This is a genomic window from Streptomyces sp. NBC_01197 (assembly GCF_036010505.1).
GTDB lineage: Bacteria > Actinomycetota > Actinomycetes > Streptomycetales > Streptomycetaceae > Streptomyces.
On the sequence record NZ_CP108569.1, the window covers coordinates 5,804,170 to 5,828,701 of the forward strand.

Annotated in this window: 26 protein-coding genes and 1 riboswitch; of the genes, 16 read left to right on the forward strand and 10 right to left on the reverse strand. The window is 71.5% G+C overall.

Translation table 11 applies throughout. The annotated features are described in order from the left end of the window. Position 1: 1 nt before the first annotated feature. From OG452_RS26705 to OG452_RS26720, 4 genes are all read left to right on the forward strand, one after another. Entirely contained in the window at positions 2 to 1,147 is a 1,146-nt protein-coding gene (locus tag OG452_RS26705; protein WP_327298112.1) for an ArsA family ATPase, read from the forward strand. Positions 1,148 to 1,295: 148 nt separating this feature from the next. Further along, a complete protein-coding gene (locus tag OG452_RS26710) occupies positions 1,296 to 1,748 on the forward strand; it encodes a DUF5304 domain-containing protein (RefSeq protein WP_327298113.1) in 453 nt (150 codons plus the stop codon). Positions 1,749 to 1,817: 69 nt separating this feature from the next. Then, the gene (locus OG452_RS26715; RefSeq protein ID WP_327298114.1) at positions 1,818 to 2,759 is read left to right on the forward strand and encodes an ROK family glucokinase; all 942 of its coding nucleotides are present in this window, start codon (positions 1,818 to 1,820) and stop codon (positions 2,757 to 2,759) included. Positions 2,760 to 2,839: 80 nt separating this feature from the next. After that, positions 2,840 to 3,592 carry an endonuclease/exonuclease/phosphatase family protein gene (locus OG452_RS26720; RefSeq protein ID WP_327298115.1) on the forward strand — a complete coding sequence of 251 codons (753 nt, stop codon included), beginning with the start codon at positions 2,840 to 2,842 and terminating at the stop codon, positions 3,590 to 3,592. Positions 3,593 to 3,646: 54 nt separating this feature from the next. On the opposite strand, the gene OG452_RS26725 is transcribed toward OG452_RS26720, so the two are convergent. Together OG452_RS26725 and OG452_RS26730 are read right to left on the reverse strand one after the other, a co-directional pair. After that, a complete protein-coding gene (locus OG452_RS26725; protein WP_327298116.1) occupies positions 3,647 to 4,225 on the reverse strand; it encodes a hypothetical protein in 579 nt (192 codons plus the stop codon). Next, positions 4,218 to 4,997, reverse strand: coding sequence for an alpha/beta hydrolase (locus tag OG452_RS26730; RefSeq protein WP_327299791.1), 780 nt, complete (start codon positions 4,995 to 4,997; stop codon positions 4,218 to 4,220). The genes OG452_RS26725 and OG452_RS26730 overlap by 8 nt, the downstream gene beginning before the upstream one ends. Positions 4,998 to 5,157: 160 nt before the next feature. On the opposite strand from OG452_RS26730, the gene OG452_RS26735 reads away from it, so the two are divergent. The 4 genes from OG452_RS26735 (at position 5,158) to OG452_RS26750 (ending at position 9,104) form a co-directional block, all read left to right on the forward strand. Next, positions 5,158 to 5,934, forward strand: coding sequence for a lysophospholipid acyltransferase family protein (locus OG452_RS26735; RefSeq protein WP_327298117.1), 777 nt, complete (start codon positions 5,158 to 5,160; stop codon positions 5,932 to 5,934). Positions 5,935 to 5,957: 23 nt separating this feature from the next. Further along, the gene (gene macS, locus OG452_RS26740; RefSeq protein ID WP_327298118.1) at positions 5,958 to 7,253 is read left to right on the forward strand and encodes a MacS family sensor histidine kinase; all 1,296 of its coding nucleotides are present in this window, start codon (positions 5,958 to 5,960) and stop codon (positions 7,251 to 7,253) included. After that, positions 7,250 to 7,948, forward strand: a complete 699-nt coding sequence (locus OG452_RS26745; RefSeq protein WP_405560560.1) for a response regulator — start codon at positions 7,250 to 7,252, stop codon at positions 7,946 to 7,948. Before macS ends, OG452_RS26745 begins: the two co-directional genes overlap by 4 nt. A 127-nt stretch (positions 7,949 to 8,075) precedes the next feature. Continuing rightward, a complete protein-coding gene (locus tag OG452_RS26750) occupies positions 8,076 to 9,104 on the forward strand; it encodes a 6-phosphofructokinase (RefSeq protein ID WP_327298119.1) in 1,029 nt (342 codons plus the stop codon). A gap of 68 nt (positions 9,105 to 9,172) precedes the next feature. On the opposite strand, the gene OG452_RS26755 is transcribed toward OG452_RS26750, so the two are convergent. Beyond that, positions 9,173 to 11,035 carry an anthranilate synthase family protein gene (locus OG452_RS26755; protein WP_327298120.1) on the reverse strand — a complete coding sequence of 621 codons (1,863 nt, stop codon included), beginning with the start codon at positions 11,033 to 11,035 and terminating at the stop codon, positions 9,173 to 9,175. Positions 11,036 to 11,151: 116 nt separating this feature from the next. After that, a complete protein-coding gene (locus OG452_RS35485; protein ID WP_353961846.1) occupies positions 11,152 to 11,208 on the reverse strand; it encodes a trp operon leader peptide in 57 nt (18 codons plus the stop codon). Positions 11,209 to 11,310: 102 nt separating this feature from the next. Here OG452_RS35485 and OG452_RS26760 point away from each other — a divergent pair, with 102 nt between their 5' ends. Both OG452_RS26760 and OG452_RS26765 read left to right on the forward strand, forming a co-directional pair. Continuing rightward, on the forward strand, positions 11,311 to 12,666 hold the full coding sequence (locus OG452_RS26760) for a class II 3-deoxy-7-phosphoheptulonate synthase (protein ID WP_327298121.1): 1,356 nt from the start codon (positions 11,311 to 11,313) through the stop codon (positions 12,664 to 12,666). Between the two features lie 169 nt (positions 12,667 to 12,835). After that, the gene (locus OG452_RS26765) at positions 12,836 to 13,090 is read left to right on the forward strand and encodes a (2Fe-2S)-binding protein (protein WP_327298122.1); all 255 of its coding nucleotides are present in this window, start codon (positions 12,836 to 12,838) and stop codon (positions 13,088 to 13,090) included. A 55-nt stretch (positions 13,091 to 13,145) separates the two neighbouring features. Here the strand turns inward: OG452_RS26765 and bfr are convergent, their stop codons facing one another. Next, positions 13,146 to 13,625 (reverse strand): bacterioferritin, encoded by a 480-nt coding sequence (gene bfr / locus OG452_RS26770; protein WP_327298123.1) that lies wholly within the window; start codon positions 13,623 to 13,625, stop codon positions 13,146 to 13,148. 154 nt (positions 13,626 to 13,779) lie between these two features. Between bfr and OG452_RS26775 the strand changes: the two genes are divergently transcribed. Further along, positions 13,780 to 14,412 carry a sulfite oxidase-like oxidoreductase gene (locus tag OG452_RS26775; protein ID WP_327298124.1) on the forward strand — a complete coding sequence of 211 codons (633 nt, stop codon included), beginning with the start codon at positions 13,780 to 13,782 and terminating at the stop codon, positions 14,410 to 14,412. Between the two features lie 32 nt (positions 14,413 to 14,444). On the opposite strand, the gene OG452_RS26780 is transcribed toward OG452_RS26775, so the two are convergent. The 5 genes from OG452_RS26780 to thiO form a co-directional block, all read right to left on the reverse strand. Further along, entirely contained in the window at positions 14,445 to 15,296 is an 852-nt protein-coding gene (locus OG452_RS26780) for a deoxyribonuclease IV (protein WP_327298125.1), read from the reverse strand. A gap of 7 nt (positions 15,297 to 15,303) precedes the next feature. Then, complete coding sequence (gene pknB / locus OG452_RS26785) at positions 15,304 to 17,241, reverse strand: Stk1 family PASTA domain-containing Ser/Thr kinase (RefSeq protein ID WP_327298126.1); 1,938 nt, start codon at positions 17,239 to 17,241, stop codon at positions 15,304 to 15,306. 186 nt (positions 17,242 to 17,427) lie between these two features. Then, the gene (locus tag OG452_RS26790) at positions 17,428 to 18,222 is read right to left on the reverse strand and encodes a thiazole synthase (protein ID WP_327298127.1); all 795 of its coding nucleotides are present in this window, start codon (positions 18,220 to 18,222) and stop codon (positions 17,428 to 17,430) included. A 7-nt stretch (positions 18,223 to 18,229) separates the two neighbouring features. Then, positions 18,230 to 18,475, reverse strand: coding sequence for a sulfur carrier protein ThiS (gene thiS, locus OG452_RS26795; RefSeq protein ID WP_327299793.1), 246 nt, complete (start codon positions 18,473 to 18,475; stop codon positions 18,230 to 18,232). Positions 18,476 to 18,477: 2 nt separating this feature from the next. Continuing rightward, positions 18,478 to 19,680 (reverse strand): glycine oxidase ThiO, encoded by a 1,203-nt coding sequence (gene thiO, locus OG452_RS26800; RefSeq protein WP_327298128.1) that lies wholly within the window; start codon positions 19,678 to 19,680, stop codon positions 18,478 to 18,480. After that, positions 19,678 to 19,790: riboswitch (TPP riboswitch) on the reverse strand. (Overlaps the previous gene by 3 nt.) A 134-nt stretch (positions 19,791 to 19,924) precedes the next feature. Between thiO and OG452_RS26805 the strand changes: the two genes are divergently transcribed. From OG452_RS26805 to OG452_RS26825, 5 genes are all read left to right on the forward strand, one after another. Then, positions 19,925 to 21,106, forward strand: a complete 1,182-nt coding sequence (locus tag OG452_RS26805) for an NAD(P)/FAD-dependent oxidoreductase (RefSeq protein WP_327299794.1) — start codon at positions 19,925 to 19,927, stop codon at positions 21,104 to 21,106. Positions 21,107 to 21,200: 94 nt separating this feature from the next. Then, on the forward strand, positions 21,201 to 21,566 hold the full coding sequence (locus tag OG452_RS26810; RefSeq protein WP_327298129.1) for an Rv2175c family DNA-binding protein: 366 nt from the start codon (positions 21,201 to 21,203) through the stop codon (positions 21,564 to 21,566). Positions 21,567 to 21,697: 131 nt separating this feature from the next. Next, complete coding sequence (gene thiE / locus OG452_RS26815; protein ID WP_327298130.1) at positions 21,698 to 22,360, forward strand: thiamine phosphate synthase; 663 nt, start codon at positions 21,698 to 21,700, stop codon at positions 22,358 to 22,360. A 184-nt stretch (positions 22,361 to 22,544) separates the two neighbouring features. Then, positions 22,545 to 23,462: a methylenetetrahydrofolate reductase [NAD(P)H] gene (gene metF / locus OG452_RS26820; protein WP_327298131.1), complete on the forward strand. Its 918-nt coding sequence runs from the start codon at positions 22,545 to 22,547 to the stop codon at positions 23,460 to 23,462. Between the two features lie 50 nt (positions 23,463 to 23,512). Continuing rightward, positions 23,513 to 24,514 (forward strand): hypothetical protein, encoded by a 1,002-nt coding sequence (locus tag OG452_RS26825; RefSeq protein WP_327298132.1) that lies wholly within the window; start codon positions 23,513 to 23,515, stop codon positions 24,512 to 24,514. Positions 24,515 to 24,532 lie beyond the last annotated feature (18 nt).

The following is a 24,532-nucleotide window of genomic DNA, read 5'->3' on the forward strand; positions in this document are numbered from 1 at the left end:
GATGCGTACGGTCCTCGTCACCGGCACCGGCGGCGCGGGCCGCACCACCGTCGCGGCGGCCACCGCACTGACGGCCGCCCGCGAAGGCGAACGGGTCCTGCTGCTCTCCACCGACCCCGACCCCGGCGAGAGCCTGTCCGCCGCCCGCGACGCGGGGGTGCGGGCCGAACGGATCGACTCCGGCGCACACTTCCGTACCGAACTGCTGGCTCTCCAGGAACGCGGCACGGCCGCCCTGGAACTGCTCGGCGCGGCCAGGCTGGAAGAGGAGGAGCTGACCGAGCTGCCGGGCGCCGGGCAGTTCGCGCTGCTCCACGCGCTGCGCACCGCCGACAGCGCCGAGTGGGACCTGACCGTCGTCGACATGCCGCCCGTCCAGGAAGCCCTGGCCGTCCTCGCCCTCCCGGAGCAGCTCCGCCGCTATCTGCGCCGGCTGCTGCCGCCCGAACGGCAGGCGGCCCGCGCGCTGCGCCCGATGCTGGCCCAGATCGCGGGCGTTCCGATGCCCGCGCAGTGGCTGTACGGGACGGCCGCCCGGTGGGAGGACGAACTGGCCGCGGTCCAGGCCAGGATCGACGACCCGGACACCACCGTACGGCTGGTGGCCGAGCCGGGGCCCGCCTCGACCCGGGCGCTGCGCACCGCCCGTACCGGGATCGCCCTGCACCGCCGCACCGTGGACCTGGTCGTCGCGAACCGGCTGCTGCCAACCGGCTCCCGGGACCCCTGGCTCGCCGCGCTCGCGGCAGAGCAGCAGGAGCACCTCAAGGAGCTGTCGGCCTGTTTCGGCGACCTGGATGTGGCGGAACTGCCCCATCTGGGCCGCGCGCCGCGTACCGCCGACGAGCTGGCCCCACTGGCGCGCCCGGCTGCCCGCCGCGCGGCAGCCCCGGAGTGGAACGTCGAGGACCGGCTCGCCGACGACGGCGTCCTGGTCTGGCGGCTGCCGCTGCCCGGCGCGGTCAAGGAGGAGCTGGGCCTGGTCAGGCGCGGGGACGAGCTGCTGCTCACCGCAGGACCGTTCCGCAGGACCGTCACTCTGCCGTCGGCTCTCCGCCGCTGCACGGTCGAGGGCGCGGGTCTCACGGACGGGGTGCTGGGCATCCGGTTCGCGCCGGATCCGCGGCTGTGGCCGCAGGGCCGTTGACCGGGCGGGCCGGAGAGCCGGGAGAACCGGAGATGGCGGCCGGGCGGGCCACAGCGCCGCCGGCCGGGCCGGTGAACACCGCAGGACCGTTCGGGTAACGTCGTAAGTACGGTCCGAAGTACACCCGTATCCGTCGCAGGAGTCCGCCATGAGCGAAGCCACCGAGCAGCCCGACACCGACTCGGACGCCTGGGCGAAGGCCTGCGCCGAGGACCTCGCAGCGGAGAAGGCCCGCCGTCGCGCCCAGTACGGGAGCGCCGAGGGATCGGCCGCCGACGAGCTCAAGAAGCTCTTCGAGGCGGTCGCCGACAAGGTGTCCGACTTCCAGTCGTCGATCCCCGGGATGGCCGCCCAGGGCGCCGTCCAGCAGTTCCTCAGCCAGGCGAAGTCCGTGGTCGAGCCGGTCGTCGAGCGCAACCCGGATGTCTTCGACCACCTGGCCGCCGCCGGTGGTGAACTCCTCGCCGCCTACCGTTCGGCGGTGGAGAAGCAGGAGCAGCGGTGGACTGCGGGCCGGGAGACGGCCGAGGGCCGGGAAGCGGGCAAGGACGACGGCGGCGACGAGGGCCCCGGCCCGGCCGAGCGCATCGACCTGGACTGATCACCCTGCCCCTGCGGCCCTCGGGTACGGTTGCCCCTCAGCGGGGCTCGACCGAAAACTGAGGGACTCATGGGACTCACCATCGGCGTCGACATCGGCGGCACGAAGATCGCGGCCGGAGTGGTCGACGAAGAGGGCGCCATTCTCGATGTGCACAGGGTGCCCACCCCGCCGACCGCCGAAGGCATCGTCGACGCTATCTGCGCGGCAGTCTCCGAGGCCGGCAAGGGACACGAGATCGAGGCGGTCGGCATCGGGGCCGCCGGTTACGTGGACGACAAGCGTGCGACCGTCCTCTTCGCGCCGAACATCAACTGGCGGCACGAGCCGCTCAAGGACAAGGTCGAGCAGCGCATCGGCCTGCCCGTGGTCGTGGAGAACGACGCCAACGCGGCCGCCTGGGGCGAGTACAAGTTCGGTGCGGGCAAGGGGCACGAGGACGTCATCTGCATCACCATCGGCACCGGTCTCGGCGGCGGCATCATCATCGGCAACAAGCTGCGCCGCGGGCGGTTCGGCGTGGCCGCCGAGTTCGGCCACATCCGGGTCGTCCCGGACGGGCTGCTGTGCGGCTGCGGCAGCCAGGGCTGCTGGGAGCAGTACGCGTCGGGCCGGGCCCTCGTCAGGTACGCGACGCAGCGCGCCAACGCCACCCCGGACAACGCGGGGGTGCTGCTCGGCCTCGGCGACGGCACACCGGGCGGCATCCAGGGCAAGCACATCAGCGAAGCCGCCCGCCAGGGCGACCCGGTGGCGATCGACTCGTTCCGCGAGCTGGCCCGCTGGGCCGGAGCCGGACTGGCCGATCTGGCCTCGCTCTTCGACCCTTCGGCCTTCATCGTCGGCGGTGGTGTGTCGGACGAGGGCGAACTGGTCCTCGACCCGATCCGCAAGTCGTTCCGGCGCTGGCTGATCGGCGGCGCGTGGCGCCCGCACGCCCAGGTCCTCGCGGCCCAACTGGGCGGCGAGGCAGGCCTGGTGGGTGCCGCGGACCTGGCACGCCAGGGCTGACCCGAGCAGCCGGACCGGCGCCTGCCGCACCCCGGGGTGCGGCAGGCGCCGTCGCTGTCCGCCGTCGTAGGGTGTCGCCCATGGCCATCACTACGCTGCCCGAATCCCGTACGGAGAGCGGCTCGGCCGTAATCCGGGTGCTCAGCTACAACATCCGCTCGATGCGCGACGACCGCGCGGCGCTGACCCGGGTGATCCGCGCCTGCGACCCGGATCTGGTCCTCATCCAGGAGGCCCCGCGCTTCTTCCGCTGGCGCAAGGCCGCGGCCCGGCTCGCGGCCGGTACCGACCTGGTGACACTCGGCGGCGGAGCCCCCGCGGCCGGCCCGCTGCTGCTCTGTTCGCTGCGCGCCACCGTGGAGCGCAGCGAGGACGTACTCCTGCCGCGCACCCCGGGGTTGCACCAGCGAGGGTTCGCGACCGCTGTGGTCCGTATCGGGGGCGCCCGGCTCGGTGTGCTCAACTGCCATCTGAGCCTGCAGCCCGCTGAGCGCCATACGCAGGCGGGGCTGCTGCTCGACCGGCTCGGCTCGATGGACGTCCCGCACGCGGTCGTCGGCGGAGACCTCAACGACCGCCCGGACGGCCGGAGTTTCCGGCGGCTGGCGGCGGAACTCCAGGACTGCCGGGCGGTGAAGCCGTGGGGCGGCGAGCACACCTACCCGGCGGCGGACCCGGACCGGCGGATCGACGCGGTGTTCGCGACGCCGGAGGTCGAGGTGCTGGGGTGCGGGGTGCCGACGGACATCCCGCAGGCGGACCTCCGGGCGGCGTCCGACCATCTCCCGGTGCTGGCGGCCCTCCGGGTGCGGACCGGCACGGCCGGAGCTTGAGGCGACCGGATCAGGTTCGGCCCGATCACGCTGGACAGGTCTAGTGCCGAGGCACTAGACCACGGCGCCCCGGCCGGGATCGTCCTCGTCGTCGTCCCCCGGCCCCATCCGCATCACCAGCGCCGCGAACCCGCCGAGGAACCCGCCGATACCGAGGGTCGCGAGCCACCACGTCATGTCCCAGCCCAGTACCACGGCGAGGATCAGCAGCACCGGCCCGCCCACGACGGCCAGCCACGCGAACTTCGCCGTGACATCCGCCTCGGGAAGATCCGGGTCGGGCTGGACGAAGTGGCCCTCGTCGGAAGCGTCCAGGTCGTCATCGGACGGCTGCGCCAGGCTGTGATCGCGTGGGCCGCCGACGCCCGGGGCGAAGACGACCGAGCTGCCCAGCGGCCGGCCGGTCCCGCTCGCCGGATCGGGCGCGGCGTCCGGGTCGGGCTTCCCGGTCTCCGGCTCGCGGGTCCTGTCGGCGTTGACCCCGTCCTCCAGCAGGGCGAGGTCCTCCACCGACTTGAAGGGCTTGGTGCCCGCGGGATCGGCGGGCTCCTCGCCGTACCCCGCGACGATCGCCGCCCACACCGCTTCCTCGTCGATCGGCTGCGGTTCGCGCTCCGCCTCGTTCTCAGCCACCGGTGGTGCTCCCCTTCATCCCGACGCTCGGAGCGAGGCGGCCGATGAACGCGTGGCTCTTCTCGAAGATCCGCTCCGCATCGTGGTCCAACGTCGCCACGTGGTAGCTCTGTTCCAGCAGGACCTCCTCGACGTCCGTCGACGAGATCCGGCTGAGAACGCGGGCCGAGTCCGCGGGCCGCACCACATGGTCCTCGGCGCTGTGCAGCAGCAGCAACGGCTGGGTGACCTGGGGCAGTTCACGGTCCACGAGCCGGCAGAAACGCCGCAGCGAGTGGGCGCAGTGCAGCGGCACCCGGTCGTAACCCAGCTCGGTGGAGCCGCCCAGGGCGATGTCGTTGGCGACCCCCTTCGTCGTACGCACCAGATGCCGGGCGACCGGGAGCGCGTACGGCATGAGGCCGTGCATCTTGTTCAGCGGATTGACCAGGACGAGGCCGCTCACCGAGTGGCCGTGCTTGGCGGCCAGCCGCAGGGCCAGCGCGCCGCCCATCGAGAGGCCGAGGACGAAGACCCGCTCGCACCGGTCGAGCAGGGCGCGCAGCTCCCTGTCCACCTCCGCGTACCAGTCCTGCCAGCCGGTGACCTGCATGTCCTGCCAGCGTGTGCCGTGCCCCGGAAGCAGCGGCAGCGAGACGGTCAGTCCCCGGTCGGCCAGATACTCCGCCCAGGGACGCAGTGACTGCGGCGATCCGGTGAATCCATGACAGAGGAGGACACCGGTCTCTCCGCCTTCGTGGCGGTAGGGCTCGGCTCCAGGAAGCACCGGCACCGGGGTCTCCTGTTCGTCAGGTCTCGAAAGGTGTACTTCACCGTACGCGACGGTACCGACACCGACCAGGGCCGTCACGCCCGGACCGGAGGCGGATGGCGGGGGGCGCACGCCCCGCGCGGGTTATGGTCGGTCCGACCGTCACAGGAAGGCATGCGAGTTGATCTACGGCGCAATGAAGTTCGCCATCGGGGGATCGCTGAAGGTCGCCTTCAGGCCTTGGGCGGAGGGGCTTGAGAACATCCCCGCCGAGGGGCCGGCCATCCTCGCGAGCAACCATCTGTCGTTCTCGGACTCCTTCTTCCTGCCCGCCGTCATGGACCGCAAGGTCACCTTCATCGCCAAGGCCGAGTACTTCACGTCGCCCGGTGTGAAGGGGAAGCTCACCGCCGCCTTCTTCAAGGGCGTCGGTCAGCTGCCGGTCGACCGCTCGGGCAGCCGCGGCGCGGGCGAGGCCGCGATCAGGAGCGGTGTCGAGGTGCTGGCCCGGGGCGAGCTCTTCGGGATCTACCCGGAGGGCACCCGCTCACCTGACGGCCGCCTCTACCGGGGCAAGCCCGGCGGTCTCGCCCGGGTGGCGCTGGCGTCCGGTGCCCCCGTCATCCCGGTCGCGATGATCGACACCGAGAAGATCCAGCCGCCCGGACAGGTCATGCCCAAGCTGATGCGGCCGGGCATCAGGATCGGGAAGCCGCTCGACTTCAGCCGCTACTACGGCATGGAGAACGACCGGTTCATCCTGCGCTCGGTGACCGATGAGGTCATGTACGAGATCATGAAGCTCTCCGGCCAGGAGTACGTGGACATCTACGCGACCGCTGCCAAGCGCCGCATCGCCGACGAGGACAAGGCCCGCAAGGCCGCCGAGGCCGCCAGGAACACTGCGAACACTGCGAACACCGGGAAGAGCGAGAAGACGGACGGGTCCGGCACCTAGCCGTACCGTCCGCCGGGGGTGTGATGGCGAAGGAGCGACGCGAGCGCGTCATACGGATGTCGGTGGAGCTGCCCCTGTGGCGCGCTCTGACCGCGTACCGCGTGCTGACGATGGTCTACGCGATCCTGCTGTTCGCCTTCGCGTACCGGGAGTTCCACCGCCCGTGGGTGGCCATCGGCTACTTCGCGGTACTGACCGTCTGGACCCTGGCCACCCTCCCCAGGGTGGCCAGCGCCGCCCGCTGCACCAAGCGCTTCCTCGGCGCCGATCTCGGCGTCGCCCTCGCGGGCATCCTGCTGACGCCCGTCGCCGACTCGCACACCCGGGTCGTCGGGGGAGCCACCACGATGCCGTCCATATGGACCGCCGGCTCCGTCCTGGCCTTCGCCATCAAGGGCGGCTGGCGCTGGGCCGCCTTCGCCTCGTCGCTGGTGGCGGTCGCCAACGTCACCGAGCGCGGCGAGCCCAGCGGGGACACCATCCACAATGTGGTCCTGGTGTGGATCGCCTCCATCGCCATCGGTTACATCGTCGAGGTCGCCCGGGCTTCCGAGCGCACCCTCGCCCGAGCCCTGGAGATCGAGGCGGCCACCCGTGAGCGGGAGCGGCTGGCCCGCGGCATCCACGACAGCGTGCTCCAGGTGCTGGCCATGGTGCAGCGGCGCGGCGCCGAGCTGGGCGGGGAGTCGGCCGAGCTCGGCAGGATGGCGGGGGAGCAGGAGGTGGCCCTGCGCACCCTGGTCTCCAGCGGTCTCGTCCCGCCGGCCCGGGACCCCGCCGCCGGGGACCCCGGCGATGCCGACAGGCCCGAACCGGATGGATGGGACGGCCGGGACAGCGCGGACCGGGCCGGACGGGAGCCCGGAGTGCGGGAAGCCGGCCGGCCGGGACCCTGTGATCTGCGGGCGCTCCTCGCCCCGCACGCCGGCTCAACGGTGAGCTTCGCGGAACCGGGTGCTCCGGTGCTGCTCGAACCCGTGGCCGCGAAGGAACTCGCCGCGGCTGTCAGTGCCGCCCTGGACAATGTCCGCAGACACGCGGGCAGCGGAGCCCGCGCGTGGATCCTGGTGGAGGACGAGCCGGACGAGGTGATCGTGACGGTACGGGACGACGGCCCCGGCATCCCGGAGGGGAGGCTCGCGGTCGCCGAGGGCGAGGGGCGCCTCGGCGTCGCACTCTCCATCCGCGGCCGGCTGCGGGAGCTGGGCGGTAGCGCGGAGCTGATCTCGGTACCGGGCCAGGGCACCGAGGTGGAACTGAAAGTTCCGAGGAGCGCACGACGGAACGCACGGAACGCACGGGGGAGCGGACGGACATGAGCGAGCGGAACGAGATGAGCGAGCAGCCGACGGCCGGGACGGTCAAGGTGATGGTGGTCGACGACCATCCGATGTGGCGGGACGCGGTCGCCCGGGACCTGGCGGCCGCCGGGTTCGACGTCGTCGCCACGGCGGGTGACGGCCCGCAGGCGGTGCGGCGGGCCAGGGCCGCCGCCCCCGATGTCCTGGTGCTCGACCTCAATCTGCCGGGTATGCCGGGCGTGCAAGTCTGCAAGGAACTGGTCGGAGCCGACCCCGCGCTCCGGGTCCTGGTGCTCTCGGCGAGCGGTGAGCACGCCGACGTACTGGAGGCGGTGAAGTCCGGCGCCACCGGCTATCTGCTGAAGTCCGCCAGTACAAAGGAGCTGTCGGACGCCGTCCGCAGCACCGCGGCAGGCGACCCGGTGTTCACGCCGGGCCTGGCGGGCCTGGTGCTCGGCGAGTACCGCAGGCTCGCGTCCGACCCGGCGCCCGCGGCCTCCGACGAGCCGAAGGCCCCGCGGCTCACCGAGCGGGAGACCGAGGTGCTGCGGCTCGTCGCGAAGGGGCTGAGCTACAAGCAGATCGCCGAGCGCCTGGTCATCTCGCACCGCACCGTCCAGAACCACGTACAGAACACCCTCGGCAAGCTCCAGCTGCACAACCGTGTGGAGCTCGTGCGGTACGCGATAGAGCGCGGCCTCGATGATGTCTGACCCCGTGGCGGGCAAGGTCAACCACCCTCAGCCAGGCGGGAATTGACCTTCCGCCCTATCCCTTTGTGACCTGGGTCACCGTAGCGTGGGCGGCACGGTGTCTTCCACTGCGAAGGGACGTGGTTCCATGCGGGTCGGAGTGCTGACCGGGGGCGGCGACTGCCCCGGGCTCAACGCGGTCATCCGGGCTGCCGTCCGCAAGGGCGTGCAGGAGTACGGCTTCGGGTTCACCGGATTCAAGGACGGCTGGCGCGGCCCCCTGGAGGGCGCCACCGTCACACTCGGCATCCCGGAGGTGCGCGGGATCCTGCCACGCGGCGGCACCATACTCGGGTCGTCGCGCACCAACCCGTTCCGCACCGAGGACGGTGTCCGCCGGGTACGGGAGAACCTCGCCAGGGGCGGGGTCGACGCGCTGATCGTGATCGGCGGCGAGGACACACTGGGTGTGGCGGGCCGGCTCTGGGACGAGTACGGGGTCCCCTGTGTCGGCGTACCGAAGACCATCGACAACGACCTCTCGGCCACCGACTACACCTTCGGGTTCGACACGGCGGTGGGTATCGCGACCGAGGCCATCGACCGCCTCCACACCACCGCCGAATCGCATATGCGCGTCCTGGTGGTCGAGGTGATGGGCCGGCACGCGGGCTGGATCGCCCTGCACTCCGGGCTGGCCGGCGGCGCCAACGTCATCCTCATCCCCGAGCAGCGCTTCGACATCGACCAGGTCTGCTCCTGGGTGACCTCGCGCTTCCGCGCCTCGTACGCCCCGATCGTGGTCGTCGCCGAGGGCGCGATGCCCAGGGACGGTGACGCGGTGCTCAAGGACGGCGCCCTCGACTCCTTCGGCCACACCCGGCTCTCAGGGGTCGGCGAATGGCTCGCCACCGAGATCGAGAAGCGGACCGGCAAGGAGGCCCGGACCACCGTGCTCGGCCATGTCCAGCGCGGCGGCACCCCGAGCGCCTTCGACCGCTGGCTGGCCACCCGGTTCGGCCTGCACGCGATCGACGCCGTACGCGAAGGGGACTTCGGCAAGATGGTCGCCCTCAGCGGGACGGACATCGTGCGGGTGCCGATCGCCGAGGCGACCGCGCGGCTCAAAACGGTCGACCCCGCGCTCTACCGGGAGGCCGGGGTCTTCTTCGGCTGAGCCGCCCCGCGCCCCGCACGCCGGGCGGGGCCCCCGCCCGGCGCCGTACATCCGCCCCCGGCTGCCGCCTACACCAGAACTCCCGCCAGCAGCCCGGCCACGATCCGCGCCCCGTTCTTCGTCAGCACCGACTCGGGGTGGAACTGCACACCCGCGAACCCGTCCCCCCGCAGTGCGTGCACCTCACCGCCGTCCGGCTCACGGCTCAGCTCGATCCGGTGCATCGCCAGCTCCGCAGCCGTGCTCCCGTCGCACCGCGCCGTGTACGAGTTGTAGAACCCGACCGTCTCCTGGCGCCCGAAGAAGTCGATACGCTCCTGGGCGCCCTGGTGGGGGACGGCCTTCCGGACGATCTCCAGGCCCAGTTCGGCCGCCAGCAGCTCATGGCCCAGACACACCCCGAGCAGCCCGTGCCGGTGGCCCCTGACCAGCTCCGCGGTGAGCCCCCGCAGGAACCGCATCTTCGGGTCGGTGCGGTCCGCCGGGTCGCCGGGCCCCGGGCCGAGCACCACCGGACCCCGGTGCCCCAGGACGCCCTCCCGCAGACCGGGCTCGTCGTACCGCCGCACCGTCACGTCCAGCCCCGACGACCGGAGCAGATGCGCCAGCATCGAGGTGAAGGTGTCCTCCGCGTCCACCACCAGCGCGTGGCCCGCGACAGCGGTGGTCGTCTCCTGCATCCGCAGCCAGAAAGGCGCGAGGTCGGCCCGCCGGGACTCCAGGGCTGCCCGCACCCGGGGATCGTCCGCGAGCCGGGGCCCCGCCGCCTCCCGGCGGGGCCGGCCCTCCCGTACGCCGAGCGCCGTCAGCACCCCCGCCGCCTTGGCGTGGGTCTCGGCGACCTCGCTCGCCGGGTCCGAGTGGCGGACGAGCGTGGCGCCGACCGAGACCCGCAGCGCGCCCCCGGCCGAGATGTCCGCCGTACGGATCAGGATCGGCGAGTCCAGCGTCTGCGCCCCGCCCGCGTCGTGCCCGATGAGCGCCAGCGCGCCCGCGTAGTAGCCGCGTCCGTCCGCCTCGTACCGCTCGATGACCCGGCAGGCGTTCTGCACCGGCGAACCGGTGACGGTCGCGGCGAACATCGTCTCCTTCAGCACCTCCCGCACATCCATCGAGCTGCGGCCCCGCAACTCGTACTCGGTGTGCGCGAGATGGGCCATCTCCTTCAGCCGCGGCCCGACGACGACCCCGCCCATGTCGCCGACGGTGCACATCATCTTCAGCTCCTCGTCCACCACCATGGAGAGCTCGTCGGTCTCCTTGCGGTCGCCGAGGAACTCCAGCAGCGCCTCGGTGGTCGGCCCCTGCGGCGGATAACGGAAGGTCCCGCTGATCGGGTTCATCACCACCGTCCCGCCGGACATCCGGACATGCACCTCCGGGCTCGCGCCGACCAGGGTGCGTTCCCCGGTGTGCACCACGAAGGTCCAGTACGCGCCGCGCTCACCGTCGAGCAGCCGCCGGAAGAGGGCCAGCGCGTCCGCCCGTCCGAAGCCGGGGACCGAGCCCGTGTACGTACGGCGGACGACGAAGTTCGCCCCCTCGCCCCGGCCGATCTCGTCCGCGACGACCCGTCCGACGATCTCCCGGTAGGCGTCGTCGCTGACGTCGAACCCGCCGTCCTCGACCTGTACGCCGTGTGCGGGCAACTGGTCGAGCACCTCGCCGAGCGGCAGCTCGTACGTCTCGTCGGCGACCAGGACGGCCAGCGGAGTCCCGTCGTCGCGTACGTCGAAACCGCGCTCCGCGATCTGCCGGAACGGCACCATGGCCAGCACCGGACCGCTGCCGCCCGCCGGGATGTCCGCGAGCCGTGCCACCTCGTGGACCTCGCCGGTCAGCAGCTCGACGGTGTCGTGGTCATGGCCGGGAGTACGCCTGCGCAGCAGGGCGAAGGGGCGGTGGTCGTCCAGCAGTGCGCTGATGAGCATCGGGTTGTTCCTTCCGGGCGCCCCGCGGTGCGGGGAGGGAGTACGGAGAGGAACGGCCGCTGGAAACACGGAAGGCCGCCCCTCGGGCGGCCTTCGCTTCGTCTGTACGCGCGATGTCAGTGGGCCGCCGGATGAGCGGTCCACCACCAGTTTCGAGTCGTCGTCGCGAACATGGTGGGGACTGTAGCGCATCGGCGTGTCCCTCCGGGCGCCCGTCCGTCTCATCCACCGGGCACCACGCAAACAGGTGACGGTGACCCCGTACTGTTGGCGGTGTGACCGTGAACGCTGATACCCAAGCCCCCGCCGCAGAGGCGACCTGGCGAGACCTTCCCGCGGTGCAGCAGCCCGAGTACCCGGATGCCGGAGCCCTGCGCGATGCAGTCGCGGACCTCACCTCGTATCCGCCGCTCGTCTTCGCGGGCGAGTGCGACCAGCTGCGCGAGCGTCTGGGAGCCGTGGCCAGGGGCGAGGCGTTCCTGCTTCAGGGCGGCGACTGCGCCGAGGCCTTCGACGCGGTGTCCGCCGAGCACATCAGGGCGAAGCTCAAGACGCTGCTGCAGATGAGCGCCGTGCTCACCTACGCTGCCTCCGTACCCGTGGTGAAGGTCGGCCGGATCGCGGGCCAGTACTCCAAGCCGCGCTCCAAGGGCACCGAGACCCGCGACGGCGTGACGCTGCCGACGTACCGCGGCGACTCGGTCAACGGCTTCGACTTCGACGAGAAGTCCCGCATCCCGGACCCCGAGCGGCTCAAGCGGATGTACCACGCGTCCGCCTCGACGCTGAACCTGGTCCGCGCCTTCACCACCGGCGGCTACGCCGACCTGCGCCAGGTGCACGCCTGGAACCAGGACTTCGTGAAGTCCTCGCCTTCCGGGCAGCGTTACGAGCAGCTCGCCCGCGAGATCGACAGCGCGCTCAACTTCATGAAGGCGTGCGGGACCGACCCGGCGGAGTTCCGCGCGGTCGAGTTCTACGCCTCGCACGAGGCGCTGCTCCTCGACTACGAGTCGGCGCTGACCCGCACGGACTCCCGTACCGGCAAGCTCTACGACACCTCGGGCCACATGGTCTGGGTCGGCGAGCGCACCCGGCAGCTGGACCACGCGCACATCGAGTTCGCCTCGCAGATCCGCAACCCGGTCGGCGTGAAGCTCGGCCCGACGACGACGCCGGAGGAGGCGCTCAGCTACATCGAGCGTCTTGACCCGGACCGTGAGCCCGGCCGGCTGACCTTCATCGTCAGGATGGGCGCCGACAAGGTCCGCGACAAGCTGCCGAACCTGGTCGAGAAGGTCACCGCGTCCGGCGCCCAGGTCGTCTGGGTCACGGACCCGATGCACGGCAACACCTTCGAGGCGGCTTCGGGTCACAAGACCCGCCGCTTCGACGATGTGCTCGACGAGGTCAAGGGCTTCTTCGAGGTCCACAAGAGCCTGGGCACGCACCCCGGCGGTATCCACGTCGAGCTGACGGGCGACGACGTCACCGAGTGCGTGGGCGGCGGCGACGAGATCTTCGTCGACGACCTGCACCAGCGCTACGAGACGGCCTGCGACCCGCGGCTCAACCGCAGCCAGTCGCTCGACCTGGCGTTCCTGGTCGCGGAGATGTACCGGGCGCAGTAGGCGGCAGAACAGCGTAAAAAGGGCCGTGGGGCGCGGATCACAGCGATCCGGATCCCACGGCCCTTTTGCGCCCCCGGAGTGGCGGGTAAGGTTAGGGTTGCCTCACCGAACGAGAAAGAACACTTCGGGGTGGTGCCCGTCAGCGATCCCGTCCGGGAGGTGAACCCGCGTGTACGTCTGCTCGTGCTTCGGTGTGACCGAGAAGCAGGTGAAGGACCACGCGGAGGCCGGTGCCTGCACCCCCCGCGAAATAGCGTCGGCCTGCAAGGCCGGTACGGACTGCGGCGGCTGCGTACGCAGCATCCAGGCGCTCCTCGGCCGGGGAAACTGCCCCCGCCGTGAACTGCTCGAGGGGCGCCGGCCCGCCCAGGAGCCCGCCGGCCGGCCGGAGCCCGCTGGATCACCGCTCCCCGAAGCTGCCTGATCCCCGTACGGCGCCGCCCGTGCGCGCTCGGGTCCTTGGTCCCGGCTCTCCGGTCTCAGCTCTCCGGCTGCTCGATCACCTGGGCGATGTAGAGCGGCTCACCGAGTTTCCCGACCAGCTCCAGCTGGGTGTCGAGATAGTCGATGTGGTGCTCCTCGTCCGCCAGGATCGACTCGAAGATGTTCGCGGATGTGATGTCGCCCTTGGCGCGCATGACCTCGATCCCGCGCCGGAGCCGGTCGATGGCCTCGGCCTCGACCTGCCGGTCCGCCTGGAACATCTCGGTGACTGTCTGGCCCACCCGGACATGGAAGAGCCGCTGGTAGTTCGGCAGCCCGTCGAGGAAGAGAATCCGGTCGGTGAGGATCTCGGCGTGCTTCATCTCGTCGAACGACTCGGACCTGGTGTATTTGGCGAGCTTGGTCCAGCCGAAGTTCTCCTGCATCTTCGCGTGCAGGAAGTACTGGTTGATCGCGGTGAGCTCTGCGGTCAGCTGCTCGTTGAGAAACTCGATGACCTCGGGGTCGCCCTGCATTGCAGAGGCTCCTTCCAGGGGTGGATCCGGGCAGATTCCGCGCATCCTGTCACCGCCCATCGAGGCAGTCCAGTAAGTGCAGGCTTAGTACGAGTTGACCTCATCGGCGCAGGCGTGGTCATGACCACCCCGCGAGGTCTGTCACCATGGATACATGGGTCAGCCGGAGAGCCGGGAGCAGCAGGGGGCGGTGCAGTCCGGGCTTCCACCGGGGCAGCGGCTGCAGCGCGGCTGGCCGGTGACGCACTACGGTCCCGTCCCCAAATTCAAGCCGGACCGGTGGGAATTCCGGGTCTTCGGCGCCACCGCGGACGGTGAGAAGCACTGCTGGAACCACGAGGAGTTCTCGGCTCTGCCGTTCTCCACCGTGGTCGCCGATCTGCACTGCGTGACGAAGTTCTCCATGCTGTCCGCCGAATGGGGCGGCGTACGGGCCCGGACACTCGTCGAGCTCGCACCGCCCGCTCCCGGGGTCACCCATGTGATGGTCTGGGCCGAGTACGGCTACAGCGCCAATCTGCGCCTGGCGGAATTCACAGATGCGAATACTCTCTTCGCGACCCACAAGGCCGGTGAGCTGCTGACCGCCGAGCACGGGTTCCCGCTGCGCCTCGTCGTGCCGAAGCTCTACGCCTGGAAGGGCCCCAAATGGGTCCGCGGGATCGAGTACATGACCGCGGACCGCCGTGGCTTCTGGGAGGAGCGCGGGTACCACAACCTCGGCGACCCCTGGCAGGAGCAGCGCTACTCGTACCAGGAAGGCCCCGGCGACGGCCCCGAGCTCTGAGCCCCGAGCAGGCTGTTCATGGGCGGCGCGCCTCAGAGACGCAGCGACTTCAGGCGGGCCACGTCCGCCCTGTGCCCGTCCTTGCCGCCGGGTGTCTCGATGATCAGCGGCACCCCCTCGGTCGCCGGGTGGGCGAGCAGCTCCCTGAACGGCTCCGCTCCGATGTGACCCGCGCCGATGTTCTCGTGCCTGTCCTTGTGGGCGCCGGTGGCTTCCTTGGAGTCATTGGCGTGGATCAGCTTGAGCCTGCCCTCGCCGACGGTGTCCACGAGGAGGTCCAGGGTCTGGTCCATCCCGCCGGGACCCGCCAGATCGTGCCCGGCCGCGAAGATGTGGCAGGTGTCCAGGCAGACCCCGAGCCGCGGGTGGGAGTCGAGCGCCTCGAAGTACGGGCCGAAGTCCCAGGTGCGTGAGCAGAGCGAGGAGCCCTGGCCCGCGGTCGACTCAAGCAGCAGGAACGGGTCGTCGTCGTGGGTCAGCTCGTCGAGCAGCGGCAGCAGGTGCGTACGGACCTGCGCGAGCGCTTCGGACCGCGGACGGCCGCCGGTCGCGGAGCCGGTGTGCACGACGACGCCCAGCGCGCCGACCTCCCGGCCCCGGCGCAGTGAGTGGCGCAGCGACTCCACCGACTTCTCCACGGTCGCGGCCGTGTGCGAGCCGAAGTTGATCAGATACGGCGCGTGCACATACGCCGTGACCGACTCGTTCGCGCACTCCTTGCGGAACTGCTCGTCCTGGGCTGGGTTCCCGGTGGGGGTGGCCCAGCCGCGCGGGTTGGCCACGAAGACCTGCACGGTCTCCGCGTCCAGCTCGCGGGCGTAGGACAGTCCTGCCCTGGCGAGGCCGCCGGCCACGGGGACATGGCCGCCGATGGGGTTGCGCACGGTGTGTTCAGAGTCCCTTTGTCTTGATGGTGATGGTGCTGCCTTCGGGGGCCTGGCTGCCGCCGTCGACGGACTGGGTGTCGACGGTGTCGCTGAAGGACAGGAACGGCTTGTCGACGTGGACCTTGAAGCCCTTGTCGGTGAGCGCGCTCTTCGCGTCGTCCACGTTGTCGCCCGTGACATCGGGGACGGTGATCATCCGGGGGCCCTTGGAGACCGTCAGCGTGACGGTGTCACCCTCCGCCGCCCGGGCCCCGTCGGCAGGCGACTGTTTGGCGACCTGCCCGGCGTCCTCGGGGGAGTTGACCTGCTCCGGTGCCACCACGACCTTGAGGTTCTCGTCCTGGAGGTCGGCGCGGGCGTCCTCGAGGGACTCGCCCGTGACATCCGGTACGTCGACCGGGGCGCCCTCCGAGACGACCAGGGCGATCGCGGAGCCGGCGTGCCGGCGGGTGCCGGACGCCGGGTCCGTACGGATCACCTTGCCGCGGTCGATGTCGTCGCTGAACTCCTTGGTGACCATGCCGGACGCCAGTGCGGCCTTCGCCAGATCCTTCCTGGCCCGGGCGAGCGGCTCACCCTCGACGCGGGGCACCCGGACGATCTCGGGCCCGCGCGAGACGACCAGGGACACCGCGTCGTTGTCCCGGATGCGGGCGCCCGACGCCGGACTGCTGCTCATGACCTGGCCGCGGTCATAGGTGTCACTGAATTTGTGTTCGGTCCTCTTCACGTCGAGACCGGCGGCCGACAGCCGCGACTTCGCGGTCTTCTCGGGCTGGCCGAGGAGTGAGGGAACCCGGGTGAACTGGCCCGAGTTGATGTACCAGACACCGGCTCCGACCCCCAGCACCAGCAGGACGGCGACGACCGACGCGACCAGACCCCGGCGGGCCCGCCGGCCGCGGCGCACGTGCTGCCGGTCGGGCTCGGGCTCCTCCGCGGCGGGCATCACCAGACGGCTGGTCCGGTTGATCCCCGCGGCGGGCAGCGGGCGCCGGATCACGTCCGTACGGTCCTCGGACGAGTCCGCCCCGGCGCCCACGGGCCCGGCCGGGAGTGCCTGCGGCGGTACGGCGTCCAGCTCGGCACCGCTCAGTGCGGCGCGGGCCGTACGGACCTGGCCGAGCAGCGCCACGGCGCCGTGCGGCCGGTCATCGGGACGCCGGGCGGTGGCGCTCGACACCAGGTCGTCCAGCCTGGCGGCGAGCCCCGGTACGGCGGCGGACGGCGTGGGCACGCCTTCGTTGAGGTGCTGGTAGAGGACCTGGGCCGCGGTGTCGCCGCTGTGCGGTTTGGCGCCGGTCAGCATCTCGTACAGCACCACGCCGCAGGCGTACACATCCGCCCGGGTGTCGGCCGTGCCCTGCTCGATCTGCTCGGGCGCCAGATAGGAGACGGTGCCCAGGATGGTGCCGGTGCTGTTCGTCTCGGTGTCCACGGCCCGGACCAGGCCGAAGTCGGCGACCTTGACCCGGCCGTCGTCCCCGATCAGTACGTTCTCCGGCTTCATGTCGCGGTGGACGAACCCGGCCCGGTGCGCTGCGCCGAGTGCGGCCAGCACCGGCTCCAGGATGTCCAGGGCGGCGCGGGGACACAGCGCGCCCCGCTCGCGCAGGACGTCGCGCAGCGTGCACCCGGCGACGTACTCCATCGCCAGGTAGACATGCGCGCCGTCCGCGCCCTGGTCGAACATGCCGACCACATTGGGGTGGTCGAGGCGGGCGACGGACTTGGCCTCGCGGATGAACCGCTCCACGAACGTGGCGTCGACCGCCAGCGCCGGGTGCATCACCTTGAGGGCGACCACCCGGTCGAGACGGGTGTCGACGGCCCGGTAGACCGTGGCCATGCCACCGACGGCGATGCACGCGTCCACCCGGTAGCGGCCGTCGAGCAGCTGCCCGACGAGCGGGGCTTGCGGGTCACCAAGCGTCGTATCCACGCTGGCGAGTGTACGAGTCGGCGCTGACAGGGCCTAAGCGGTCCTGGTGAATCGGCCGCTACTGAAGCCGAGCTGTGACAGGGGGCAGGGGCGGGGGGAAAGGCATCACATCCCCCCGCCGCCCCAGCCCGCTCCGAGCGGGAGGCCCTGGCAGGCGGGCCGCTCCGGCCGGGGGCCGTGCGCCCCTCAGAAGGCGGGCCGCTCCGGATCGAGGGCCGCGCGGCCCTCCTCCGGTGACGACGCCCGGGCGAAGTGCCTCCGGGGGATCCGGCCCGCCCGGTAGGCGAGCCGGCCCGCCTCCACGCCCCGGCGCATCGCCGACGCCATCAGCTCCGGCTCCTGCGCGCGCGTCACCGCGGATGCCAGCATCACGGCCGCGCACCCGAGCTCCATCGCCAGCGCCGCGTCCGATGCCGTACCGGCCCCCGCGTCGAGGATCACCGGCACGCCGGCCCGCTCCACGATCAGCTGGAAGTTGTGCGGGTTGCGGATGCCGAGCCCCGAGCCGATGGGGGAGCCGAGCGGCATGATCGCCGCGCAGCCCGCCTCCTCGAGCCGCCGGGCCAGCACCGGATCGTCGTTCGTGTAGGGCAGGACCGTGAAGCCGTCGTCGACCAGTGTCTCGGCGGCGTCGAGCAGCTCCACCGGGTCGGGCAGCAGGGTGTGCTCGTCCGCCACGACCTCCAGTTTGATCCAGTTCGTGCCCAGCGCCTCGCGGGCCAGGCGGGCGGTCAGGACCGCCTCGCCCGCCGTGAAGCAGCCGGCGGTGTTAGGCAGCACCTTGATGGCGAGCTTCTCGAGCACCGAGAGGACCGAGCCCTGCACGGTGGGATCCAGGCGGCGCATCGCGACCGTCGTGAGTTCGGTGCCCGACTCGATCAGGGACCTCTCCAGCACATCGAGGCTCGGCGCACCGCCGGTCCCCATGATCAGCCGGGAGGAGAAGACGGTGTCCGCGATGGTGAGGGAATCGTCTGCCATGTCCGGGTCAGCCTCCTTGGACGGCGGTGAGGATCTCGACGCGGTCGCCGTCGCCGAGCGGGGTGCGGGGCCAGAGGCCGCGCGGTACGACGGTCTCGTTGACCGCGGCGGCGACCCCCGAAGGAGCGCTGGTGAGGCCGGTGACCAGCACGTCGAGGGTGGTGCCCGGCGCGACCGTGCGGGGCTCGCCGTTGACCGACACACCGACCGGCGGGGCAGCCGACGGCGGCACGTTCGTGGGCGTGGGCGGCATGTTCATGCGGGCTGTTCCTGTCCTACGGGGGAGAAGCGCCGGGGAGTGAAGGCGCGGGCTTCTGCGGGCAGCTCCCCGGTGGTGAGCAGTTCGGCCATCACATCGCCGGTGACGGGGGTGAGCAGTACGCCGTTGCGGTAGTGGCCGGTGGCCAGCAGGAGGCCGGGCAGCGCGGTCGGGCCGAGCAGCGGCGCGTTGTCGGGCGACGCGGGACGCAGCCCCGCGCACGTCTCGGTGAGCGGGAGTTCGGTGATGCCGGGCACCAGCTCATGGGCGTCCCGGAGCAGTTCGTACACCCCGCCCGCGGTGACCGTGGTGTCCCAGCCCAGCTCCTCGCTGGTCGCGCCGATCACGAGTTCGCCGTTCTCGCGCGGAACCAGATAGAGATGGCTGCCCCGGACGACCGCGCGGACGGTCCGGCTGAGGAACGGCGCGTACACCCGTGGCACCGTCAGCCGCAGTACCTGCCCCTTGACCGGGCGTACGGGCGGAAGCACCGAGTCCGGTACGCCCGCGAGCTGTCCGCTGCGGCTGCCGGCCGCCAGCACCACCTGGCCGGCGCCGAGCGCGACGCCGTCGGCCAGCACCACACCGGTGGCCCGGCCGCGTTCCACCGTCAGCCGCTCGACCCAGCCGCGGTGGAAGAGGACTCCGGCCCGCTCGCACGCGGTGACCAGCGCCTTCGCCAGCCGCCGCGGGTCGACCTGGTGGTCGCCGTCCACCCGCAGTCCGCCGCGTACGCCCGGCGCGAGCATCGGTTCGAGGCGCCTGCACTCGCGCCCCGTGAGCCACTCGGACTCCAGACCCGAACGGCGCTGAAGTGCGTGCAACTCCCGCAGATGCTCCCGGTCGTCGAGGTCGAGCGCCACGGCGAGGGTGCCGCAGGAGCGGTAGCCGAGATCCTGTCCCGACGCCTCCTCCAGCTCCGCGGCGAACGCCGGGTAGCGGCGGGCGGACTCCAGGTTCAGGCCGAGCAGGACCTGCTCGCCGTAATGGAGTTCCGTGACGGCGGCCAGCATGCCGGCCGCGACCTGGGCGGCCCCGCCGCCCGGCTGCGGGTCGACGACCGCCGTGCGCAGTCCGCGCTGCGCCGACCGCCAGGCGGTGACGAGACCGATGATCCCGCCCCCGACGACCAGTACGTCCGGCAGCGTGTCCGAGTTGTCGGCGCGGTGCGCCTGATGGTTGGTGTGGTGTGCGTGCATGGGCGTCCAGCCCCTCCCTTCGCCGGCATGATCCGGATCAGGTTCGTACGGTCGGAGGCCGTCCAGCCTCCCTCTCAGCCCGGTACGCCCGGACTCCCGCGAGTGGTTCAAGCACGGCCAGCCTAACCCCGGCCCCCGCAGGTCCGTAAGGCGTCCCGGGACGACCCCCTGTCCTGACGGTGTGTCAGCTGCTTAAGGTGATCGGGTGAGCGAGCCGAGGAACGTCGTCATCGCCGGTGCGGGCATGGCCGGAGTGCAGACCGCTGTCGCCCTGCGGGACCAGGGCTTCACCGGACCCGTCACGCTGATCGGTGAGGAACCCCACCAGCCGTACGACAGACCGCCGCTCTCCAAGGCCGTGCTGCTCGGCAAGGCCGAGGGCTCCGCCTTCGACGTCGACTTCGGCGCGCTCGGGGTCGAGTTGCTGCTGGGGTGCGAGGTGACCGGCGTACGCCCGCACGACCGGGAGCTGGACACCGCCCGCGGTCCCGTCCCGTACGGGTCGCTGGTCCTCGCCACCGGTGCCCGTCCGGTCGCACTGCCCGGCAGCGAGGGGGTCCCCGACGTCCATCTGCTGCGCACGCTCGACGACGCGGGGCGGCTGCGGGCCGTCCTCGCCGACCGCCGGGACGTGGTGGTGGTCGGCGCGGGCTGGATCGGCGCCGAGTTCGCCACGGCCGCCCGCGAGGCGGGCTGCGCGGTGACGGTCGTGGAGGCGGCCGGGCGGCCCCTCGTCGGGGCGCTGCCGGCCGAGATCGCGGCGCCCATGGCCGACTGGTACGCCGACAGCGGCACCGAACTCGTCACCCACGCGCGCGTGGCCCGGGTCGAGCCGGGCGCCGTGGTGCTGGAATCCGGGCGGCGGCTGCCGGCCGGGGCCGTCCTCGTCGGCATCGGGGCCAGGCCCGCGACCGGCTGGCTGACCGGCTCCGGCATCGCGCTGGGCGCAGACGGCTCGGTCACGGCCGACGAGCGGCTGCGTACCTCGGTCGCCGATGTGTACGCGGTCGGCGACTGCGCGTCCTTCCCCTCCCGCCGGTACGGCGAGCGGCTGCTGATCCACCACTGGGACAACGCCCTCCAGGGGCCGCGCACGGTCGCGGCGGACGTGATCGGCGAGACGCCGCAGATCTACGACCCGGTGCCGTACTTCTGGTCCGAGCAGTTCGGCCGCTTCGTCCAGTACGCGGGCCACCACGCCGCCGCCGACACGCTGATCCGGCGCGGCGACCCGTCGGGTCCGGCCTGGTCGGTGTGCTGGCTGCGGGAGGAGCGGCTGGTCGCGGTACTCGCCGTCGGCAGGCCCCGGGACCTGGCCCAGGGCCGGAAGCTCATCAAGTCGGGTGCCCCGGTGGACCCGGTCCGCGCTGCGGATCCCGCCGTACCGCTCAAGTCGGCCGTCCGCCCGGAGGCGAGCCGGCCCTGAACGTGCGCCGGCCTTGAGCAGGTGTGAGTACGCCTCGGCCCTGAAGGGCTGAGTCCGGGTATCGGCTGTCAGTGCGGGATGGCAGGCTTGTCCCGTGACCGAGATTGACGCAAAAACCGATGCTCTCATCCCCGCCTGGCTGCACCTCCCCGATATCGCCGAGATGTTCGACGTCGAGGTGACCCGCGTACGCCAGCTGGTCAAGGACGGCAAGCTGATTGCCGTACGCCGTGGTGAGAACAGGGCGCTCCAGGTGCCCGCCGCCTTCATCGACGGCACCAAAGTGGTCAAGGGCCTCTCCGGGACCCTGACGCTCCTGCGGGACGACGGCTTCAGCGACGAGGAGATGCTGGAGTGGCTCTTCACCCCCGACGAGACCCTGCCCGGCACGCCCGCGCAGGCGTTGAGCGAGAATCGCGGGACGGAGGTGAAGCGCCGGGCCCAGGCGCTCGCCCTCTGAGCAGAGTGTGATCACCTCGCGGTGTACGGACCGGGCCCGTCCCGGGCCGTACCCCGCGGTCCATCGCTGTCCGGCTGCCCAGCTGTTCCAACGGCCCGGCAGTCCGTCGCCGCCCATGGGGGGAACGCCCGATGTCCACCGCACCCGCACCGCTGTCCGATGCCCGCCTGTACCTCTGCACGGACGCGCGCAGGCGCCAGGGCGACCTGCCCGAGTTCCTGGACGCGGTCCTGGCCAACGGCGTGGACATCGTCCAGCTCCGGGACAAGGGCCTGGAGGCGGCCGAGGAGCTCGACCACCTCCAGGTCTTCGCCGACGCCTGCCGCAGGCACGGCAAGCTGCTCGCGGTGAACGACCGGGCGGATGTCGCGCACGCCATCGCGTCCGACGTGCTGCACCTGGGCCAGGGCGACCTGCCGGTCCCCGCGGCCCGTGCGCTGCTCGGCCCCGATGTGCTCATCGGCCGCTCGGCACACGCCGAGTCCGAGGTGGACGCGGCCGCCGCCGAGCCGGGCGTGGACTACTTCTGCACCGGGCCCTGCTGGCCCACCCCGACCAAGCCGGGACGGTACGCACCGGGGCTCGGCCTCGTGCGGTACGCGGCGGCGCTCACCACCTCTCGCCCCTGGTTCGCGATCGGCGGGATCGACGCGGGCAACCTGGACGAGGTGCTGGACGCGGGAGCGCGCCGCGTCGTGGTCGTCCGCGCGATCACCGAGGCGGACGACCCGGCCGCTGCCGCCGCCGGTCTCGCCGCCCGGGTCCGGGCCCGTACCGGGGAGGAAGTCCGGTAGGAGACCCGGCGCGGGAGGTCCGTCAGGAGAAGGGGGCGGGAGCCGGCAGGAGGAGCGGGCCTGGCAGCGGACTCGGCGGCTCCGGGGCACCGGGAGTGTCCGATGGGTGGACAAGTATCCCGCAAATCGGACATATGGTCCGGGCCTGGTTGGGGGACTGGCAAGCCCTGACTAATCTGCCCGTATGGCCTTCGGCACCTCATCCACCAGAACCGACCACGCCCCGACCGTGCGTGAGCTGCTCGCGACCGGCAGGACGCTGTACTCCTTCGAGTTCTGGGCGCCCAAGACCGAGAAGGGCGAGCGGAACCTCTGGAACGCGCTGCGCCGTGTCGAGGCGGTGGCACCCAGCTTCGTCTCCGTGACCTATGGCGCGGGCGGTTCGTCGCGTGCGGGCACGGTCAGGGCCACCGAGCAGATCGCGTCGGACACCACGCTCACCCCGGTCGCGCACCTCACGGCCGTCGACCACTCCGTCGCCCAGCTCCGCAACATCATCGGCCAGTACGCGGACGCCGGAATCCGCAACATCCTGGCCGTACGCGGCGACCCGCCCGGTGACCCGATGGGCGAGTGGATCAAGCACCCGGAAGGCGTCATGTACGCCGCCGACCTGGTCCGGCTGATCAAGGAGTCCGGCGACTTCTGCGTCGGCGTCGCGGCCTTCCCCGAGATGCACCCGCGCTCGGAGAACTGGGAGAGCGACATCCGGCACTTCACCGACAAGTGCCGGGCCGGTGCCGACTACGCGATCACCCAGATGTTCTTCGACCCGGAGGACTATCTGCGGATGCGTGACCGGGTCGTCGCCGCAGGCTGCGACACCCCGGTCATTCCGGAAGTCATGCCGATCACCAATGTGCGGCAGTTGGACCGATTCGCCCAGCTCAGCAACGCGCACTTCCCGGCAGGCCTGAAAGAACGCATCCACGCCGTCAAGGACGACCCGGCCGCTGTACGCTCCATTGGCATCGAGTTCGCTACGGAGTTCTGCGCGAAGCTGCTCTCCGAGGATGTTCCCGGGCTGCACTTCATCACGCTGAACAACTCCACAGCGACCCTCGAAATCTACGAGAATCTCGGACTGCACAAGCAGTCCTGACCGGCACACCCGCCCCCCGCACGGGGCGGTGGCCGCAGAGAGGGGCGTACATGGGCTGGACGGTCCTCTATGTCGGATTCGGATTCGTCGCGCTGTGGCTGCTGGGCGAAGTGCTCCTCCAGTACAAGGCCCGGCTGCGCTGGCGTCTGCTCGCCTTCGCCGGATTCCTCGGCGTGGTCGTCGGTGTGCTGCTGCACTCCGTGCCGGTGATCGTGGTCGGGGCCATCGCGTTCGCCGTCGGCCAGTTGTACGTAACGCTCTCCTTCCGGCGCGGCTTCTCGACCGGCTGGGCCATAAAGGGCGCCCCCCGGGAGAACAAGCGGCGCAGGGCGCGCGGCGGGAGCCCGGCGAAGGAGCCGGTACTCGAAGTCCCGGACCTGGAGTACGAGCAGCAGCCCGGCCAGGACCAGTCGGACGGCCAGTACCAGCTGGACGGCGCAGAGCAGGGCGGCCACGACGCCTTCGCGTTCGCGCAGCACGGCGACGGCCACGAACACGACGGCTACGAGCAGCCCGCGTACGGCGGCAGCGGCTTCGGGACGGACGACGGAACCGGCTACGACGGATCCTCCTACCCGCCGCACACCGCGGACCCCGGCACCTTCCCGGAGCCGCAGGCCCCCGAGCCCATGGCCGCCGGCGTCTACGCCCCGCAGCCGATGCCCGACGACACCGGCCAGTACGGCATATACAGCGACACGGTGTACGGGACCGCGGCGCAGTACGGCTCCGGCTACGACCGGAACGCCGAGTCGTACGACGGCCAGTACGGCTACGGCGGCGAGCAGCAGCAGTACCCGGCCTACTCGGACCCGTACATCGGAGCCGGTCAGTACGGAGCTTCCTACGGAGGCCAGCAGCAGTACACCGATCCGTACGCCAACGACACCCCGCCCGGCGGGGTCTGGGTCCCGCAGCAGCGCGACAACGAACCGGCGTACGGCGCACCGCACACCCCGCAGTACGAGGAGTACCCCGAGCAACCCGAGCACTCGGGGCAGCAGCCGTATCAGAGCGGCTACAACGGCTACAACGAGCAGCAGCGGTACTGAGAGCCGGCGGCGCCACCG